This window comes from Collinsella sp. CLA-ER-H5, from assembly GCF_040092375.1.
Lineage (GTDB): Bacteria > Actinomycetota > Coriobacteriia > Coriobacteriales > Coriobacteriaceae > Collinsella.
This window is the reverse complement of the sequence record NZ_JBBNLR010000005.1, coordinates 34,087-51,352: the sequence shown is the minus strand read 5'-3', so window position 1 is coordinate 51,352 and position 17,266 is coordinate 34,087. Positions and strand designations below refer to the sequence as shown.

Annotated in this window: 17 protein-coding genes; 3 read left to right on the top strand and 14 right to left on the bottom strand. The window is 66.8% G+C overall.

Going from position 1 to position 17,266, the window contains the following annotated elements:
- The first annotated feature begins 117 nt into the window (after positions 1-117).
- From AAAX31_RS03115 to AAAX31_RS03105, 3 genes are read left to right on the top strand one after another with little or no spacing between them, the layout of a single operon-like run.
- Positions 118-1,554, top strand: coding sequence for an efflux RND transporter periplasmic adaptor subunit (locus AAAX31_RS03115; RefSeq protein WP_271738077.1), 1,437 nt, complete (start codon positions 118-120; stop codon positions 1,552-1,554).
- Complete coding sequence (locus AAAX31_RS03110; protein ID WP_148331374.1) at positions 1,554-2,327, top strand: ABC transporter ATP-binding protein; 774 nt, start codon at positions 1,554-1,556, stop codon at positions 2,325-2,327. The genes AAAX31_RS03115 and AAAX31_RS03110 overlap by 1 nt, the downstream gene beginning before the upstream one ends.
- A complete protein-coding gene (locus tag AAAX31_RS03105) occupies positions 2,324-3,538 on the top strand; it encodes an ABC transporter permease (protein ID WP_271738076.1) in 1,215 nt (404 codons plus the stop codon). The genes AAAX31_RS03110 and AAAX31_RS03105 overlap by 4 nt, the downstream gene beginning before the upstream one ends.
- A 211-nt stretch (positions 3,539-3,749) precedes the next feature.
- Here the strand turns inward: AAAX31_RS03105 and cobK are convergent, their stop codons facing one another.
- Genes cobK through AAAX31_RS03035 form a run of 14 tightly spaced genes read right to left on the bottom strand, consistent with a single transcriptional unit; the run spans position 3,750 to position 17,259 of the window.
- Positions 3,750-4,523: a precorrin-6A reductase gene (gene cobK, locus AAAX31_RS03100; RefSeq protein WP_271738075.1), complete on the bottom strand. Its 774-nt coding sequence runs from the start codon at positions 4,521-4,523 to the stop codon at positions 3,750-3,752.
- Positions 4,520-5,161 (bottom strand): precorrin-8X methylmutase, encoded by a 642-nt coding sequence (locus tag AAAX31_RS03095; RefSeq protein ID WP_271738074.1) that lies wholly within the window; start codon positions 5,159-5,161, stop codon positions 4,520-4,522. Before AAAX31_RS03095 ends, cobK begins: the two co-directional genes overlap by 4 nt.
- Positions 5,162-5,677, bottom strand: a complete 516-nt coding sequence (locus AAAX31_RS03090) for a cob(I)yrinic acid a,c-diamide adenosyltransferase (RefSeq protein WP_177720634.1) — start codon at positions 5,675-5,677, stop codon at positions 5,162-5,164.
- A complete protein-coding gene (locus tag AAAX31_RS03085; protein WP_271738073.1) occupies positions 5,674-7,173 on the bottom strand; it encodes a cobyric acid synthase in 1,500 nt (499 codons plus the stop codon). The genes AAAX31_RS03090 and AAAX31_RS03085 overlap by 4 nt, the downstream gene beginning before the upstream one ends.
- Positions 7,166-8,389: a threonine-phosphate decarboxylase gene (locus AAAX31_RS03080; RefSeq protein ID WP_271738072.1), complete on the bottom strand. Its 1,224-nt coding sequence runs from the start codon at positions 8,387-8,389 to the stop codon at positions 7,166-7,168. The genes AAAX31_RS03085 and AAAX31_RS03080 overlap by 8 nt, the downstream gene beginning before the upstream one ends.
- A complete protein-coding gene (gene cbiB, locus AAAX31_RS03075; protein ID WP_349076178.1) occupies positions 8,386-9,360 on the bottom strand; it encodes an adenosylcobinamide-phosphate synthase CbiB in 975 nt (324 codons plus the stop codon). Before cbiB ends, AAAX31_RS03080 begins: the two co-directional genes overlap by 4 nt.
- Complete coding sequence (locus AAAX31_RS03070; RefSeq protein ID WP_250787119.1) at positions 9,360-10,361, bottom strand: histidine phosphatase family protein; 1,002 nt, start codon at positions 10,359-10,361, stop codon at positions 9,360-9,362. Before AAAX31_RS03070 ends, cbiB begins: the two co-directional genes overlap by 1 nt.
- The gene (locus AAAX31_RS03065) at positions 10,358-11,167 is read right to left on the bottom strand and encodes an adenosylcobinamide-GDP ribazoletransferase (protein WP_233506151.1); all 810 of its coding nucleotides are present in this window, start codon (positions 11,165-11,167) and stop codon (positions 10,358-10,360) included. Before AAAX31_RS03065 ends, AAAX31_RS03070 begins: the two co-directional genes overlap by 4 nt.
- Positions 11,122-11,670 (bottom strand): bifunctional adenosylcobinamide kinase/adenosylcobinamide-phosphate guanylyltransferase, encoded by a 549-nt coding sequence (locus AAAX31_RS03060; RefSeq protein WP_035138231.1) that lies wholly within the window; start codon positions 11,668-11,670, stop codon positions 11,122-11,124. Before AAAX31_RS03060 ends, AAAX31_RS03065 begins: the two co-directional genes overlap by 46 nt.
- Positions 11,667-12,809 (bottom strand): nicotinate-nucleotide--dimethylbenzimidazole phosphoribosyltransferase, encoded by a 1,143-nt coding sequence (locus AAAX31_RS03055; protein WP_349076132.1) that lies wholly within the window; start codon positions 12,807-12,809, stop codon positions 11,667-11,669. The genes AAAX31_RS03060 and AAAX31_RS03055 overlap by 4 nt, the downstream gene beginning before the upstream one ends.
- Entirely contained in the window at positions 12,802-14,184 is a 1,383-nt protein-coding gene (locus tag AAAX31_RS03050; RefSeq protein WP_349076131.1) for a cobyrinate a,c-diamide synthase, read from the bottom strand. Before AAAX31_RS03050 ends, AAAX31_RS03055 begins: the two co-directional genes overlap by 8 nt.
- Positions 14,181-15,437: a precorrin-6y C5,15-methyltransferase (decarboxylating) subunit CbiE gene (cbiE, locus tag AAAX31_RS03045; RefSeq protein WP_349076130.1), complete on the bottom strand. Its 1,257-nt coding sequence runs from the start codon at positions 15,435-15,437 to the stop codon at positions 14,181-14,183. Before cbiE ends, AAAX31_RS03050 begins: the two co-directional genes overlap by 4 nt.
- Positions 15,425-16,168, bottom strand: a complete 744-nt coding sequence (gene cobJ / locus AAAX31_RS03040) for a precorrin-3B C(17)-methyltransferase (protein ID WP_349076129.1) — start codon at positions 16,166-16,168, stop codon at positions 15,425-15,427. The genes cbiE and cobJ overlap by 13 nt, the downstream gene beginning before the upstream one ends.
- Positions 16,168-17,259: a cobalamin biosynthesis protein gene (locus AAAX31_RS03035; RefSeq protein WP_349076127.1), complete on the bottom strand. Its 1,092-nt coding sequence runs from the start codon at positions 17,257-17,259 to the stop codon at positions 16,168-16,170. Before AAAX31_RS03035 ends, cobJ begins: the two co-directional genes overlap by 1 nt.
- Positions 17,260-17,266: the final 7 nt, after the last annotated feature.

Sequence of the window (17,266 nt, the reverse complement as noted above, 5' to 3'; positions counted from 1 at the left end):
CCTACAACGTGGAACCGCTGCGACCAATCTAACAGTTCCGAAAGAAACCGTCCTATGCGCCCGCCCCAACCGGTGGGCGCATATAATTATCGAGATTCTTTCTATAAAGGAGACGCTATGCCGAATGTCCCCACGATCACCCCGGGCCCAGATGATACCGAGCGCACGCCCGAAGGTGCCACCGAAACGTTTCCTCTGATTACAAACGTACATGCCGACAAGCAGAGCGGACGCGCGAACGATACGGCCGAGATTTCCGATGAAGAGGCATATGCCAAGCTCAAGGCAAAGCGTGCCGAACGCCGACGCAAAAAGCTGATTCGTCGCGGTATTGCCGCCGGCGTCGTGGGTGCCGTCGCGCTCATTGCCATTGTTGCAACCCTTGTTATCAATGTGCAGCCACAGGGCGCTAGCGGTCCTGTGACCGACATGGTGACCGAGGGCACGTTTACCACAACGGTCGAGGCGAAAGGCCAGCTCAAACCCATTTCGTCCTCAGTGGTCTCCCCTTCTGTCGACGGCACGGTCGATTCTATCAACGTGCAGGCAGGCCAATCCGTCAACGAGGGCGACGTGCTTATGACCATTAAAAACGACGAGCTCGATCGCAACGTTGCCGAGGCGCAGCGTGCAGTTGCTGCCGCTCAAGAAGACCTCGCCAACGCGCAGAAAGCCGCAGCTGCTGCGCAGGCCACCCCAACGACGGACGTCGAGGGAGCTTCCGCAGCGGCTGGCGTCTCCGCCGCATCAGTGGACACGAACGCCGTATCGGCCGCGCAGCGCAGCCTCGCATCAGCCCAGGCAAACCTCGACCAGGCGAACGCCAAGGCCTCCAGTCGCACGGTCACGGCCCCGAGCTCGGGTAACATCGTGGAGCTCAATGCCAAAGTGGGCGCCACGGTTACAGGCGGCATGATCATGGGCGAAAGCGATACGAGCGGCGGCAAGCAGTGCATGCAGATCGCCGACCTATCTAAGATGAAGGTGACCGTGCAGGTGGGCGAAAAGGACATCGCCAAGATCGCCGTTGGGCAGAGCGCCAACGTCACGTATCCCGCGTTTCCCGATATCGTGAGCCAGGGCACCGTCACGGCTATCGCGTCGGTGGCAAACTCCGACGCCGCCAACGGTGGCGGCGGCAGCGTGACCTTTAACGTCGACATTCTCATCGAGGCGCCCGACGCGCGCCTGAAGCCGGGCATGACGGCCGAGGTCTCGGTGGTGACCGAGCAGCTCGACGACGTGGTGATGGTGCCGACGATGGCGCTCATGACCGAAGACGGCGAACACTATTACGTCAACGTCGCAACCGATGACGAGGGCAAGCAAACCCATCGCGTGAAGGTGACCGTCGTGACGCAAAACGACAACGAAGCCGTAGTCGGCAAGACACAGGTTAAGCGCGACGACCAGGGCAACGAGATCAACCCCAACGTTCCGGTTACCAAGCTGCGCGATGGCGACACCCTCGTCATGGACACCGGAGCGGACGCAACGGCTGACGGCGGCTACGGTGCGGATTCGGGCAGTATGTCTGCCGACGAGGGCATGTAATGCGTCCCGTTATCGACATCCGCAACGTGCACCGCATCTTTGAGAGCGTGGCGGGGTGCGCCCACATCCTGCACAACGTGAGCCTGGCGGTAAATCCCGGCGAATTCGTCGCTATCACCGGCCCCTCGGGCTCGGGCAAGTCGACGCTCATGAACATCCTAGGCTGTCTGGATAAGCCGACGGCGGGCGACTACTACCTGCAAGGGCTCAACGTGGCCGAGCTCGATGATGAGGAGCTCACCGAAGTTCGCGCCCTGAGCATTGGCTTTGTCTTTCAGAGCTTCAACCTGCTGCCGCGCCTGTCGGTTATCGAAAATGTGATGCTGCCGCTGGCCTACACCAATGTGCCCCGTAGCCAGCGCGAAATGCGCGCCGTGCACGCGCTGCAGGCTGTCACGCTGCCCGTCGACCACTGGGACCACCGCATATCCGAGCTCTCGGGCGGCCAGATGCAGCGCGTCGCAATCGCGCGCGCCCTCGTCAATGACCCGCCCATCATTCTGGCCGACGAGCCGACGGGAAACCTGGACTCCGCTACCGGAGCGCTTGTGATGGAAACCTTCCATAAGCTCCAGAAGCGCGGCAAAACCATCGTGCTTATCACACACGACCCCGGCATCGCCGCCGAGGCCGACCGTGCCGTGACCATCCGCGACGGTCGCATTCACGATGGCGCGTATATTCCACATGCACCGCGGACCCTGCGCAGCGCCGTGGATAGCCTGCCCAGGATTTCCGCCTCCGCCAACCCGCCGAAAGGAGAGATGGCATGAGCGCCCGCGATCTCATCCAGGAAGCCCTTCACTCGCTCGAAGCCAACAAGGGGCGCAGCCTGCTCACCATCCTGGGCATTGTCATCGGCATCGCCTCGGTTATCGCCATGACTTCGCTCATCGGCGGCATCCAAAACAGCCTGGTCAACAGTCTGGGCCTCAATGCGGCACGCATGGTGCAAATCTATTCGTCGCAAGAACTCACCGAGTCCGACATCGAGAAGCTTCAAAAACTGGCGCCGCAGATAGAGCAGATCGGCATTGTCGACAGCGCGTATACCGAGTACAAGACCGGCGATAAAAGCTATACCGTCATGGCACAGGGTGTCGATAGCGACATGCTCGACGCCGTGGGGGCCAGCAAGCTCGTTGCGGGGCGCACCTATTCCCAGGCCGAGTCCCAATCAGGCTCGCGCGTGGCGCTCATCAGCCGCGGCGGCGCCGATCAGCTTTACGGCAACGAACAGGATGCGCTGGGGAAAACCATCAAGGTGTCCAACGGCGAGGTGCAGATTGTAGGTGTGATTGATGGCGGCAACGACTCCATGGGCTCGCTCACGCTGTATATGCCGCGCGAAACCATCTCAGGCCTGTTTGGCGACGAAAATCCTTCATTCCCCAGCGTGACGGCTCTTGCCGCCGAGGGCACAGACATGGATGAGCTCTGCAAAACCATCGAGTCCAAGGTGCGCGCGATGAAGGGCATCGAGGAGGAGGACGAGTACGACAGTGTATCGGCGACCTCCATGAAAAGCGCCATCGATGCACTCAACTCCTTTATGGGCGCGTTCTCGCTCATCATGGGCGCTGTCGCCAGCATCTCGCTGCTTGTCGGCGGTATCGGCATTATGAATATGATGCTCACCAACGTGACTGAGCGCATCCGTGAGATCGGCATTCGCCGTGCCCTGGGCGCAAGTCGTCGCGATATCACCGCGCAGTTTTTGGCCGAGTCCTCGGCGCTGTGCGTCACCGGCGGACTGTTGGGTGTCCTGATTGGCTATCTGCTGGCATGGGGCCTCGCGATGTTTGCCGCAGGATCAGGGGTTCTCAGCGAGCTCGGTGCCAGCGGGCAAATCACGCCGAGCTTTTCAATCGCCACGGTACTGCTGGCCTTCGGCGTCTCCGTCGGCATCGGCGTAATCTTTGGCTTCTACCCCGCTCGCCGCGCGGCAAAGCTCGACCCGGTGGAGTGCCTTCGCTACCAGTAAGCCACCACCAAAAAGTTGCGGTGAATTAGGGACTGGATATGCTATCTAGCAGCAAAAAAAGACACTATTTCACCGCAACTTATTGAAGGGCTGCTTACGCCAGTTCCGGGCGTCGTCCTCGAGCTTTTGGCGGATGACGGTCTTGTACGGTTCGAGCTTGCTCGAGGCGCTCCTCCTCGCGGGCGGGAGTGCGCGCAGGCGCGTCGAGCGCCTAGCGCGCGAACTCCCGTAAGAGCGCGTCTTCCACTTCCCGAAGCGAAAGGGCCCCGCTTCCCTCGGCGGGACGGGTGACCACGATACAGCGCGCTCCCACGCCGCGCGCGGAGGCGATCTTCTCGGCCGTGCCGCCTACGGTTCCCGAGTCCTTGGTCACAAGCCACTGAGCGCCCACCTGCCGAAGCATCGCCTCGTTGAGCTCGCGGGTAAAGGGCCCCTGCATGCCAATGACGTGCGACGGTGAAAACCCCGCGTCGATGCACTTCGTTATAGCACCGGGCAGCGGGAGCACACGCACGAAGAAGCGCTTCGCGAAATCGGCGACGCGCGTGTAGGGAGCAAGCTCCTTGCTCCCCGTCGTGAGAAGCGCGCGACCCGGGTTCTCGGAGAGAAAGCGCGCCGCACAGGCGATCGACGCGACCGACACGACGCCTTTGGGCAGCGCCTCGACCGGACGCGCAAGGCGCAGGCATCGTGCACCCACGGCGAGCGAAGCGGCCCGGATGTTGCCGCTTGCGAGCGTAGCGAAGGGGTGCGTGGCGTCGACGACGATGCGCGCGCCGGAAAGCTCGCGCTCCATGTCGGCCTCGTCGAGCCTGCCCGCATGTACCTCGATGCCCGGAAGCTCGCCCAAAAGCTCGCCTCCGTACTCGGTTGCCGCGTAGGCACGGGCGGGGATGCCCGCCCCGCTCGCCCATTCGCACAGAAGGCGGCCCTCGGTGGTGCCGGCAAAGATGCGCAGCGCCGGTACGGATGCGGGCGCCGTCACTTCGGACCGCCTGGGCGCGTGATCTGGTAGAGCAGCGCGTTCATAATGGCGGCCGCCACGGTCGAGCCGCCCTTGCGACCCCTCGCGACGATGGCCGGCACGCGTCGCGCGAGTAGCTCCTCTTTCGCCTCGACCACGTTCACAAACCCGACCGGTACCCCAATGACGAGCGCGGGCGCGATTTTCCCCGCGTCCATGAGCTCGGCGAGGCGCAGAAGTGCTGTGGGAGCGTTACCGACGGCCACGATGAGCGGACCCTCGATGCCGCAAGCTTTGTCCATGCTCGCAACGGCGCGAGTCGTGCCCGCGGCGCGCGCAGCCGCGGCGACATCAGGGTCAGCCATGTAGCACACGGCTTTGCAGCCGAGCTTCGCGAGCGCGGGCTTGCTTATGCCTGCGAGCGCCATGTTCGTGTCGGTGAGCACCGTGGCCTCTGCGCGCAGTGCGTCAAGCGCACAGTGCGCGGCGTCATGGGTGAACACGAGGGAATCGGCGTACGAGAAGTCGGCAGTGGTGTGGATGACGCGCTTCACGACGGGCTCTTCGAGCGGCGGGAACGTGCGGCCGCCGAGCTCTTCGGTGATGATCTCGAAGCTGCGCCGCTCGATGTCGCCGGGCGCCATCTCCTTGGAATCCATCTAGTACTCCACTCCTTCCCTTGCACATATCCCCTGCTCGTAGGGGTGTTTCTCGCACCGCATCTCGGTTATGTAGTCGGCCTTCTCCACGATCTTGCGGGAAGGCGCGCGCCCGGTGAGCGCTACTTCGACGCCGCGCGCGGACATATCGAGCGCGCGGTCCACGAGCGCCTCGTCGACAAGCCCCTTCGAAAGCGCGTCGAGTGCCTCGTCGAGCACGAGCAGCCCCTCTTGCGCGCCCTCGAGCTCGGCGAGCGCGGAAGCGAGGTTCCCATCATGCAGCTCGCACGTCGCGGCAAGTTCTTCCGACGTCATTGACCAGGTAAACTTGTCCGACACCTTCCCCGCGAACACGGGCACGCCGAAATGCTCGGCGAGCAGGCGCGCCTCCCCGCTTTCTCCGTCTTTCAGGAACTGCACGACGACGACGCGGCGGCCTGCGGCGAGCATGCGAAGGGCGAGGCCCATCGCCGCCGTGGTCTTGCCTTTGCCGTCGCCATGATACACGTGGATCATACGCCCTCCTCGATAATGCGGTAGACATACTCCATGTCGAGCGCCCCGCGCACGACGTCGGCCAAGCGGTCGAACTCGCGCGCACGGTGATCGGCCGCGGACACCGCGCCCGCAGCACCCACGACGCTCTCGGGCAGGCCGCGCATGCGCGCGAGCGAGCGCGCGAGGGCGAGCGCCACCCCCGGTTCGTCGAACAGGCCGTGGAGATAGGTTCCGAACACGTTTCCGCAGGCCGCGCCTTCTGGTTTGCCGCCAATCGTGCCCGCAGGGGCGCAGGAGACGGTCGTTTCGCCGTCGTGAATCTCGTACCCGCGCGCCGTCATGCCGTTCCACACCGAGAACGCGCCTTGGGCGCCCGTGATGCGCAGCTCCGACTGGGCGAGGCGCTTTTCCTCCTTGAACACCGTACTTGCAGGGATGAGCCCGAGCCCGCGCGCGGTGCCAGTGCCTTCCCTGCCGTGCGGGTCGGAAAGCTCGTCTCCCAAAAGCTGGTAGCCTCCGCATATGCCGAGCACCGGCGTGCCCGCGCCCGAAAGCGCGCGTACACAGGCTCCGATACCGCTAGCCGCAAGCCAGCGCGCGTCGTCGAGCGTAGTCTTCGAGCCAGGGAGCACCACCAGGTCGGGTCGGCCCAGATCGGTCGTCGAGGAAACGTAGCGCACGCCCATGCCGGGCACGCGCGAAAGCGGGTCGAAGTCGGTGAAGTTCGACAGATGCGGAAGGCGCACGACGGCGACGTCGATGACGCCGCGCGTCTCGCGGGCAGATAGGCGCGGCGCGAGCGAGTCCTCGTCGTCCAGGTCGAGCGTAAGATACGGCACGACCCCCACGACGGGAACCCCGCACATCTTCTCGAGCGGAGCCAAACCCGGGCGCAGGATTTCCACATCGCCGCGGAACTTGTTCACCACAAGCCCCCGCAAAAGCGCGCGGTCCTCGGGCGCAAGGAGCGCGACCGTGCCGTAGAGCTGGGCAAACACCCCGCCTGGGTCGATGTCGCCCGCGAGCAGCACGGGGGAGGACACGGCGCGCGCGAGCCCCATGTTGACGATGTCGTTTTCGGCAAGGTTGATTTCGACGGGGCTGCCGGCGCCCTCAATGACGATGACGTCGTTTTCCTCCGCGAGCGAATCGAACGTCTCCAAAATCTGCGGCATGAGCGCCTTCTTTCGCGCGAAGTAGTCCCTCGCAGCAAAGGCTCCCTGCGCCTTGCCGGCCACGATAAGCTGGCTTCGGTGGTCGCTTTCGGGCTTGAGCAGGATGGGGTTCATGCGCACGTCGGGCGCGATGCCGCACGCCTCGGCCTGCATGATCTGGGCGCGCCCCATCTCGAGGCCGTCGGACGTGACACCGCTGTTGAGCGCCATGTTCTGGCTCTTGAAGGGAGCCACGCGCAGGCCGTCCTGCGAAAGCACACGGCACAGCCCCGCCGCAAGCAGGCTCTTCCCCGCGTTCGACATGGTGCCCTGGATCATGATGGGCTTCGCCCTACCCACGGGTATCGACCTCCTTCGCCGAGCCTCGGCTATCCGCGCCCGCCATAGCGCCACTGCAAGAAGCGCCGCCCCGTTCGTCGGGTTCGCCTTCGCCCGATGCGCCTTCCGCCCGAAGCGCGCGGCTGAACGCCATCGCAAGCCGGGCGTTCTCCTTGCGCGTGCGCACCGCGACGCGGCACCAGAAACGGGACAGTACCGAAAACGAGTCGCACGTGCGGACCAAAACCCCCTGTTTATACAGCCGCTCGGGGAAGTCTTTCGCCGGCGTGCGGACTAAAAGGAAGTTCGCATCCGACGGCACGACGGAAAGCCCGAGCGAGGAGAGCTCGTGGGAAAGCCACGCTCGCTCGCCCGCCAATACATCGCGCGTACGCGAGACGTATTCGACGTCTTCCAGGGCGGCGATGCCCGCGGCCTCGGCGACCGAGGAGACGGGCCACGCCTGCCCCGCCCGGCGAATCCCCTCGATGAGTTGGGCGTTTCCGCTAATCAGATATCCCAACCGCAACCCCGCCATTCCGTAGAGCTTGGTGAACGCGGAGAGCACGGCCACATGGCGCGAACACGCGGCGCGTGCGGCCACGCTCCTTTCGCGGGCGTCGGGCGCAAATCCGAGGAAGCACTCGTCCACGACGAGCAGCGCGCCCACCTGCTCGCAGCGGCAAGCCGCGGCATCGATCACGCGGGGGTCGACGAGGCGCCCCGTCGGGTTGTTCGGATTGCAGAGGTACGCCACGTCTCCCGGCCCCTCGATCGCGCTGGCGAAGGAGGCGGGCACGTCGAAGTCGTCCGCTTCGGAGAGCGGGAACTCCTGCACGCATGCGCCGTAGTACGATGCCGCCTCCGCATATTCAGAGAACGTCGGCGCGCACACGACGATGCGTTTCGGGCGCACCGCCGCGGCGAGCCGCCAGATGATGTCGGACGCGCCCGCGCCGCAGACGATAGTATCTTCGGGAATGCCCTGGGCGCGCGCTAGGGCGCGAACGAGGGCGCGGCTTTCCCTATCGGGGTAGGCATCGATTCGAGAAAGCGCCTTGCAAGCTGCGGCGACGGAGCGCGGCGAGGGGCCTGCCGGATTCACGTTCACCGAGAAGTCGATGAGGTCGGAGGCGCCCCCTTCGCAAGCGATGCCGAGCGATTGCGAGCTGCCCCCATGCGCACGGGCGCGCAGGATTCCCCCGGCAGCCCGGGACGCGGCGTGGTCTTCCCTCATGCCATCGCCCCCACGGCGAGCACGACCGCCGCGCGCGCGGCGCCGAAGACGACGAGCGCGCATACGGACGCGGCGAGCATGAGCCTTGTCGCCCGGGCGATGTCGCCCCACTCGATTTCACGGGACGCGTCGCCTATCGTCGGTTTCTCAACGAGCTTGCCGAAATACACCGCGGGTCCTGCCAGGCGCAGCCCGAGCGCGCCCGCGCACGCTGACTCGGTCTGCGCCGAGTTGGGGCTCGCATGGCGACGCCTGTCGCGGCGCCAGATGCGCGCCGCCCCGCGCGCGTCAAGCCCAACGATCGGGCACACGGCGATCATGAGCAGGGCCGATAAGCGCGAGGGAATCCAGTTCACCGCATCGTCGAGGTGCGCCGAGGCGCAGCCGAAGTCGATGTAGCGCTCGTTTTTGTAGCCCACCATGCTGTCGAGCGTGTTCACCGCCTTGTACGCCATGCCCAAGGGCGCACCCCCGATCATAAGGTAGAAAAGCGGCGCGATGACGCCGTCGCTCGCGTTCTCCGCCACCGTTTCCACGGCGGCGCGCGCGACGCCCTGCTCGTCGAGAACAGACGTGTCGCGTCCTACGATGAGCCCGACGGCTTCGCGCGCCGCGACAAGGCCGCCCTTCGAGAACGCGCGGGCCACGGCCAGGCTCTGGCGGCGCAGCTCGCATGCCGCGAGAATCTGATAGCTCGCCCATGCCTCGGCCACGAAGCGCAAGCCGGGGTGAACCATGCCGCAAAGATGCAGGATTCCCAAGGTCAAAAGCCCACACGCAAGCGGAAGCGCCACGGCAAGCACAAGCCCTGCGGCGCGCGTGCCCGCGGACGTTTGCGGGAATGAGCCCCGCAGGCGGCCTTCGGCCCACGTGATCGCGCGCCCCATGGCGACAACGGGATGGGGAAGCCAGCGCGGGTCGCCGAAGGCAAGGTCGGCTGCGAACCCGGCGGCGGCGGCAAGAATCGTCATCACCGGGCATCGCCCCCCGAAGCGGGGCGAACGTCGCGAAGGCAGCGCCCATCCCAGGTGGCGGCCCATGCGCCGCCCGGCTCGGTATGCACGTCGAAATATCCCATTTTCGGGACAGCTAGCTCGGAGAGCAGCGCTTTCACGGTACCCGCGTGAACGACGAAGACGGCGCGCCCACTCCCCTGGGCGCGCTCCGATTCGCACGCCTCCCGAAACGCCGCGACGACGCGGCGGGTGAAATCGCTCTTGCCCTCGCCATGCGGGCAGCGCGTCTCGCACCAGGAGTCTACCCAGGCGCGGTAGCGCACATCCTCTTTAAGCTCGGCGGCGCTTCGCCCCTCGAAGTCACCGAAATCCATCTCGCGCAGACCGGGGCACGCCATAAGCTCCGCGTTCGGGAAGAGGATGCGCGCCGTCTGGTCGGTGCGGGCCATGCCGCTCGTGATAACACGGAACACGTCACGATCGCACGCGAGGTCGCGCAAAGCGCGCTCGCCCGCGCTCGACAGGGGCTCGTCGGTGCCCGCCCCGCTGTAGCGATGGTCTTCCGTGCCCGCCGTGGCACCATGGCGCACGAAGACGACCTCCAAAGGCGCGCCCGCGCCCTGCGTCCCTCGAGGAGCATCGGCAAGGTTTCCTTTGATGACCTGGGGAATCCCGCACGTCATGCGCACGACGACGTCGGCGCGCGCAGCGAGCGCGCATCCCAGGCGCCCCGCGCGCTCGCGCCATTGGGCGTCTTCCGCATGCATAGGGACGACCCCCGAGCCGACCAAGGACAGAATCACTGCGTCGAAGCCGATCAGCCGCTCGAGCGCCCGGTCAGCGTCGAGCGCGCGTACGAGTTCCTCAGCATGGTACGCGACGCGGCCGGCAAAAGCCGCGGGCACGCCGCCCTCCGCAAGCTGCGCCGCGTCGACGAAATCGTCCGCCGCGAACCCGAGCTTTTCGCGCACGAAGGTCCTCTTCCCCGAATGCGCGCCGCCTACCACGAGAATCATAGGAGCATACCCCCCGCCACCAGCATGGCAAGCATCGCGAGCTCGGCCCATTGCAGAAACCATCCGGCCAAATCCCCCGTCACCCCGCCGAAGCGGGACAGGGCAACATGACGGTACCACGCGAGCGCCAAAAGCCCCGCCACCGCCATAAGGGCGCCGACGGCCCGAGCGCACGCGACCATCCCTGCAGCCGAAGCCGCAGCGAAAGCGCAAAGCGGCACGACGATCGCCGCGCGCTTCTTAGCAGGCGAGAGTCCCGCGGCCATGCCGTCCGCCCGCGCGGCAGGCCAGCATTCTACGGCGAGCCCCGAAAGCGCGCGGGAGAACACGAGCGAGCACAGAAGCGCGAGGAACGCCCCCGCCGTAAGCGGCAGCGCGGTGAACAGGGAAAACTGCAGAATAAGGTACATGACAACACCGATGACCCCGAAGGCGCCTGCCCGCGGGTCGTGCATGATCTCGAGCTTTCGCTCGCGCGGGGTCCAACTTGCAAGCGCATCGGAGGTGTCGCAGAGCCCGTCTAGGTGAATGCCTCCCGTCACCGCCACAGGCAGCGCCACGAGCACAGCCGCGACGATGGTCGCGGGCACGCCGAGCAGGTTCGCCACGTGCCCCCACGCCGTCATGAGGAAGCCTTCCGCAAGGCCCACCAGGGGAAACGCGGCAAGCGCATGGGTTGATCCGAAATCGGTCCAGGCCGATTTCGGGACGGGGATGCGCGAGAACGTTCCGAACGCCGCGCCGATTGCCTCTGCTATCTTCACCTTGTAGGTCCTTCGCCTTTCATCCACACGGGAATCCCGCATACCACTTCGACTGCGCGGTCGGCCAGCGCCGCCACGCCCGCGTTCACGCGCGCGAGCGCGCGCCTCCATGCCTCGGTCCCCTCATCGTAGCGCATCCCATCGGCGAACACGTCGACGGTGACCACCACCGTATACGCAGCGGCCTGAGCGAGCCGTTCGATGCCTCCGAGCACCTCGCGCGCCGCAGCGTCGGGGTCACGTGGGGACAAGCCGCCTTCCGCGAAAAGCTCGTTTGCAACCAGGTTGCCCACGTCCTCCAAAAGAAGCGTGCAGCCGCGCGGAAGCCCGGACACTGCGGCGCCCACGTCACGCGTGCGCTCGAGGGTGGAAAACCCCTTGCCCTCGCGCAGCGCCCGATGGCGCGCGATGCGGCGGGCGCCCTCTTCCCCGAAGGGCTCCATCGTTGCCAGGTACACGCGAGGGCCATCGTGCCCGAGGCACAGGGACTCGGCGTAGGCGCTCTTGCCGCTCGCGGCGGCGCCGATGACGAGCGTCACCGTCATTTCCCGGCCTCGAAATGCTCGTAAGCAGCCATGCCAGTCGCCGTGAACGTCTTCCCATCCCGGTACACGCGCAGCGCCGAATCCAGAAGGGGCAGATACGCCATGGCGCCCGCGCCCTCGCCCAAGTGCATGCCTGCGTCGAGGGGTGCCTTAATGCCGATCTCGCGAAGGAGCTCCTGGCTTGCGGGTTCGCTTGATGCGTGGGTGCCCACGAGGTAGCCCAAGGCGTTAGGGCACAGGCGCGCCGCGCACAGGGCCGCCGTGCAGGATATGACCCCGTCGAGGAGCGCCGGCGCCTTCGAGGCCGCGGCCCCCAGGTAGAAGCCGCACATCGCCGCGATGTCGAAGCCGCCCACCTTCGAGAGCACGTCGATCGGGTCGGCGGGATCGGGAGAGTTCGCGTCGATAGCGCGCTCGACCACGTCGCGCTTGCGCGCGAACGAGGCGTCCGAGAGCCCCGCGCCGCGCCCGACGAGGCTCCGTGCGTCCGCCCGGAGGAGCACTGCGGCCACCGCCGCCGAGGTGGTCGTGTTGCCGATGCCCATCTCGCCCGCGGCGAGAAGGCGCACGCCGGCGCGGGCAAGCCCGCACGCGACGGCGATTCCGACTTCGATCGCGCGCACGGCCCCATCGCGAGACATAGCGGAACCGTGCGCGATATTACCGCTCCCCCGCCGCACGTTCGCGAGCACCATGCGCGCGTCTTCTATGCCCCGGGCCATACCCACGTCGACGGGCACGACCTCGGCACCCGCGAACGCCGCCATGCGGCAGGCACTCGTGGCCCCCTCGCACATGTTGCGCGCGACGGCTCGCGTCACGTCTTGTCCGCTTTGCGACACGCCTTCGGCAACGACCCCGTTGTCGGAGAAGAATACCGCGAGCGCACGGGGAAACTCGGCAACCTCGGCGCTCCCCTGAGCTGCGGCGATACACGCGACGGCGTCTTCAAAGTCGCCCAATCCCCCCAAGGGGTGCGCGATGGAGTCCCACGCGGCGTACGCGGCGGCGCGGGCGCACTCGTCTGCGGGCGCGATCCGGGAGAGCGCGGCTTCGAGCACGGCGCCCGGCGCCGACGAGAACGCGCGCCCGACTTCCTCGCGGATGCAGGCAAGCGCGGTTTCGGTTGCCTCAGCCATGCCGTCTCCTCTCTGCGAACGACGCTGCGGCAGACGCGAACGCGCGCGCAGCGTCGGGGTTAGCAGGATAGTACACATGCGGGAAGCCCGCCACCAGGGACGGGATAGTCGTCATGCACGGCCAGCCCTTGTCGCGCCGGGGCTTCTGCGCCCAGAAGTCGCCGCCCGGGCAGGTGGACTGCCAGTAGTGGAACTCGTGCGCGCGGATGCGTGTGCCGCACGGCCCGTAGAGCCCGTCGCGTTGGGAAGTGAGCTCCACGTACCCGAAATGGGACAGCCTTCCCCCGTTCTCGCTTGCGCCCTCAAGGGCGCCCGCAACAGGCCAGCGCCGCCCCTCGCTATCGACGATTTCGCGCTGCAGGTACAGAAACCCACCGCATTCGGCGACCGTCGGCATGCCGGATTCCACCGCGCGCCGCACCGCCTCGCGCATCGGCGCGTTCTCGGAGAGCTGCCGCGCATGGAGCTCCGGGTAGCCGCCCCCCAGATAGAGGGCGCTTGTCCCCCGGGGCAACTCGCTATCACACAGGGGGCTGAAAAAGGCCAGCTCGCAACCAAGGTCCTCGAGCGCGCGCAGGTTCTCCTCGTAGTAGAACGAGAACGCCTCGTCACGCGCGACGCCGACGATGGGCCGCGCTCCCGCGATCGGCTCCAACCGGTAAGGTTCCTCGCGGATATCGGGGGCCGTCGCCGCTATTTCGAGCAAGCGGTCGACGTCGACGCTCTTTTCCACCAGCTCGGCCATCTTGTCGATGCGCGCGGAGAGCTGCTCGACCTCGTCGGCGGTCACAAGCCCCAGATGCCGGCTTTCGAGCGAGAACGCCTCGTCGGCGGGGATATTCCCCAAAACCGCGACGCCCGTGTGCTTCTCGATCGCAGGCGCCGCGTAGGCGCAGGCAGCGGCGCTCGTCTTGTTCAGCACGACGCCGCGCACGTTCGCACAAGGCAGGAACTCGGCGATGCCGTGGATTACGGCGGCGAGCGATAAAGACGCCCCGCGCCCGTTCACCACTAAAACGACCGGCGTTTCCGTGTCGCGCGCAACCTGGTAGCTACTCGCGTCGGCCACGCCGGGTGCCATGCCGTCGTAGAAGCCCATAACCCCCTCGAGTACCGCGACATCCGCGCCCGCGGCGCCGCGTGCGAGCAGGGCGCGCAGCGTCGGGGCGTCGGTGAAGAAGCCGTCTAAGTTGCCCGAGCGCGCACCCACGACGCGGCGATGAAAGAGCGGGTCGATGTAGTCGGGGCCGCATTTGAAGGCCGCGCATGCGAGGCCGCGGCGCGCGAGCGCGCGCAGGAGCGCGCACGTAACGACCGTCTTGCCGCTCCCGCTCGAGGGCGCAGCGATCATGAAGCGCGGGATGGTCGTGCTCACCGGGCGCCGCCTTCCCCACCTGCACCACGCGCACTGATGAGGAACACGGGGTTTTGCGCCTTCATAAGATGGTGCGAGCCTACAGCCTCGGCACGGGCGGCCGACACCTGGCACGCCTCGAACCCCTTAAAGCGCGAACCCGAGAGGAGCGCGCACGCCTCGGTGAACGTCTCAACGGTGACGCATGGCACGCACAGGCGAACCTGCGAGTTCTTCTCGAGCGCCGCCTCCACGATGGAGGGAAGCTCGCCCGCGCTCCCGCCGACGAACACGGCGTCGGGGACGGGCAGTTTCGCGAGCGCTTCGGGGGCGACACCGGGGACCGCATGCACGTTGCCGCACCCGAATGCATCCGCGTTCTCTCGGATGAGCCGCACGCCGGCCGCGTTGCGCTCGACCGCCCATACCGAGCCCGCTCGCGCGACGAGCGCCGCCTCGATCGACACGCTCCCCGTGCCAGCGCCGACGTCCCACACGGTGTCGGTCGCGGTAAGGCGCAGCTTCGCGAGCGCGACGGCGCGTACCTCCTGCTTGGTCATGGGAACGTCGCCGCGGATGAAGAGCTCGTCGGGAATGCCCGAGGAAGCATACGGCCAGCGGGAGCCCGCAGGCGACCCGGCGCCGCCTGCGAACTCGATAAGCATCACGTTCAAGTCGTCGAACGTCTGACCTGCGATTTCACTTGCGGTCGCGCAGGTGATGCGCTCGTCGGGGTACGACAGGCACTCGGCCACCGTCACGCGCGCGTCCCCGAAGCCCGCCTGCACAAGCTCGCCGGAAAGCCGCGAGGGGTCTTCCCCGCCCGACGTGACGAGGAAGAGCTCACCTGCGCGCTCGGCCTCGGCCACGATGTCGCACGCCACGCCGTGAGCGCTCGCGAAGCGCCAATCCTGCCATGGACGCGCGAGGCGCGCGGCGAGATACGACGCTGAGCTTATGCCGGGAATGACGCGCACGTCCACCTGCGCGTCGCCGGAGAGCGCCTCCACCAGGCGGCGTGCGCCGCTGAACAGCCCCACATCGCCCGTCATCACGACCACGGCGCGCTGCCACGACGCCGCATCGGTGAGCTCGGCAACGATGTCCGCCGTCTTCACGAGCTCGCATCTCACCACGTCGGGCGGCACGTCGATGCCGGCAAGCGCGCGATGAGCGCCGATGACCACGTCGGCGATGTCGATCGCGTCGAGCGCCGCGCGCGAGAGCAAGTCGGGGTTTCCGGGGCCCGCCCCGATGATCGTTACCTTTCGCATGGAATCTCCCGATACCCGCGCGGCGTGACCATACGGCCGCCCACGCGCTTCGTGTCCGCGTTGCCGACGAACACGGTGGTGAACATGTCGGCGTCGAACTCCCCCAGCTCGGAGAGCCTGCACATGCCCGACTGCTGCCCCTCGCGCCCGATGTTGCGTACCCAGCCGCAGAGCGTGTCGGGGGCCTTCCATTCGAGCATAATCTTTGCCGCGCGCGAGAGCCTGTCGGCGCGCTTTCTGCTGCGCGGGTTGTACAAACAGATGCAGAAGTCGGCGCTCGCCACGGCGGCGAGCCTGCGCTCGATGACCTCCCACGGCGTGAGCAGGTCGGAGAGCGACACGACCGCGAAGTCGTGGGCAAGCGGGGCGCCGAGCACCGCCGACCCGCTCTGAGCCGCGGTGGCCCCGGCGATAACTTCCACGTCTACATCGGGGTAGTTCTCAGCAAGCTCCAGCACGGGGCTCGCCATGCCGTACACGCCCGCGTCACCGCTGCACACAAGCGCCACGGCTTCTCCGCACTGCGCGCGCGAAAGCGCCAGGCGGCACCGTTCGACCTCGTGCATCATCGGCGTCGCGAGATGCGCCGCGTCGGGCACGGCGGCGAGCGCGAGCTCCACGTATTTCGTATACCCCACAACGATGTCGGCCGCCTCGAGCGCGCGCCGAGCCGCAATCGTCATGCCGTCGGGGCCGCCCGGGCCGATCCCCACCACGAAGAGCTTTCCCATCACCGCTCCTTAAACGAAAGTTCGATAGTTACCTTGGAAAACGCGACGGTCACGCCGCCGTGAGCGAGCTTCGGGAAGATAAGTTTGCCCCCGCCCGCGAGCGCCGCGCGCTCGCACACATTATCGACCCCCACCGTCGCGCGCACGAAATCAGATGGCGAAACGCTACCTTCGACCTGCGACAACTCCTCTGCGGAATACGTCGCAAGCGGAATCTTGCGCGCGCGGGCGAAGGCGAGCAGACCCTCCTCGTGCGCCTTCACGTCGATCGTCGCCGCCTCGCGCACGGCCGAAGGCGAGATACCCGCCTGCCCGCACGCGAGAAGAAACGCCTCCCCGATCGCTTCGGAGCACGCACCGCGACGACACCCTATGCCCGCAACGATGCAGGGCACGACAAGGCGAAGCGGCTCGGGTGCAGGCGTCTGCGCCCGCACACCCGCCGGCTTCCCCGTCTCACCGGCGGGCACGACCTCGCCCGTTGTCTCCGCCGCGCGAACGGACGTACCTGCATTCGCGCCAGCGAACGGTGACACGACGATATCGGCCCGAGCGCGGTCGGACGCAATGTCAACCCCCTCAGGCGGTTGTCCCGAAATCGGCATGTCGGAATAGAGCGCCACGCGCCCGCCCGAAAGCAGCCGCGCCGACACTCGCTTGATAGCCTCGGGATTCGAAACGGCGAGCCCCGCACAGCGCGCCCACGTATCCACCGCCCACACGCCGCGGACGTCGGTCGCCGTGGTGATGACGGGGATGGCCCCTGCCGCGCGTGCCACAGTTTGCGCAAGCTCGTTCGCACCGCCCAAATGCCCCGACAAAAGCGGGACGGCAAAGCGCCCCGCCTCGTCGATCGCCACAACCGCGGAATCGCTTGCCTTCGAGGCGACATGCGGCGCGATCGCCCGCACGGCGATGCCCGCCGCGCCCACGAACAGAAGCGCGTCCGACGCTTCCCACGCGAGCGCCGTCCATGCGCGCAGGTCGACCTTCCCCTCGCCGAACCCGCGCGAAACGGAAACGTCCCAGCCAGGGTCATCTTCACCTGTCTGCGCGCAATCGGAAAGCGCGTGTGCGGTGCGCTCCGCCAACGCATAC

Excerpts from the sequence above, each read along its gene's own strand:
- AAAX31_RS03115 (WP_271738077.1), top strand. The coding sequence starts at position 118 with ATGCCGAATGTCCCCACGATCACCCCGGGCCCAGATGATACCGAGCGC.
- AAAX31_RS03065 (WP_233506151.1), bottom strand. The coding sequence starts at position 11,167 with ATGCGGGATTCCCGTGTGGATGAAAGGCGAAGGACCTACAAGGTGAAG.
- AAAX31_RS03060 (WP_035138231.1), bottom strand. The coding sequence starts at position 11,670 with ATGACGGTGACGCTCGTCATCGGCGCCGCCGCGAGCGGCAAGAGCGCC.
- AAAX31_RS03055 (WP_349076132.1), bottom strand. The coding sequence starts at position 12,809 with ATGGCTGAGGCAACCGAAACCGCGCTTGCCTGCATCCGCGAGGAAGTC.
- AAAX31_RS03095 (WP_271738074.1), bottom strand. The coding sequence starts at position 5,161 with ATGGATTCCAAGGAGATGGCGCCCGGCGACATCGAGCGGCGCAGCTTC.
- AAAX31_RS03105 (WP_271738076.1), top strand. The coding sequence starts at position 2,324 with ATGAGCGCCCGCGATCTCATCCAGGAAGCCCTTCACTCGCTCGAAGCC.
- AAAX31_RS03070 (WP_250787119.1), bottom strand. The coding sequence starts at position 10,361 with ATGATTCTCGTGGTAGGCGGCGCGCATTCGGGGAAGAGGACCTTCGTG.
- AAAX31_RS03110 (WP_148331374.1), top strand. The coding sequence starts at position 1,554 with ATGCGTCCCGTTATCGACATCCGCAACGTGCACCGCATCTTTGAGAGC.
- AAAX31_RS03080 (WP_271738072.1), bottom strand. The coding sequence starts at position 8,389 with ATGAGGGAAGACCACGCCGCGTCCCGGGCTGCCGGGGGAATCCTGCGC.
- AAAX31_RS03090 (WP_177720634.1), bottom strand. The coding sequence starts at position 5,677 with ATGATCCACGTGTATCATGGCGACGGCAAAGGCAAGACCACGGCGGCG.
- cobJ (WP_349076129.1), bottom strand. The coding sequence starts at position 16,168 with ATGGGAAAGCTCTTCGTGGTGGGGATCGGCCCGGGCGGCCCCGACGGC.
- cbiB (WP_349076178.1), bottom strand. The coding sequence starts at position 9,360 with ATGACGATTCTTGCCGCCGCCGCCGGGTTCGCAGCCGACCTTGCCTTC.
- cbiE (WP_349076130.1), bottom strand. The coding sequence starts at position 15,437 with ATGCGAAAGGTAACGATCATCGGGGCGGGCCCCGGAAACCCCGACTTG.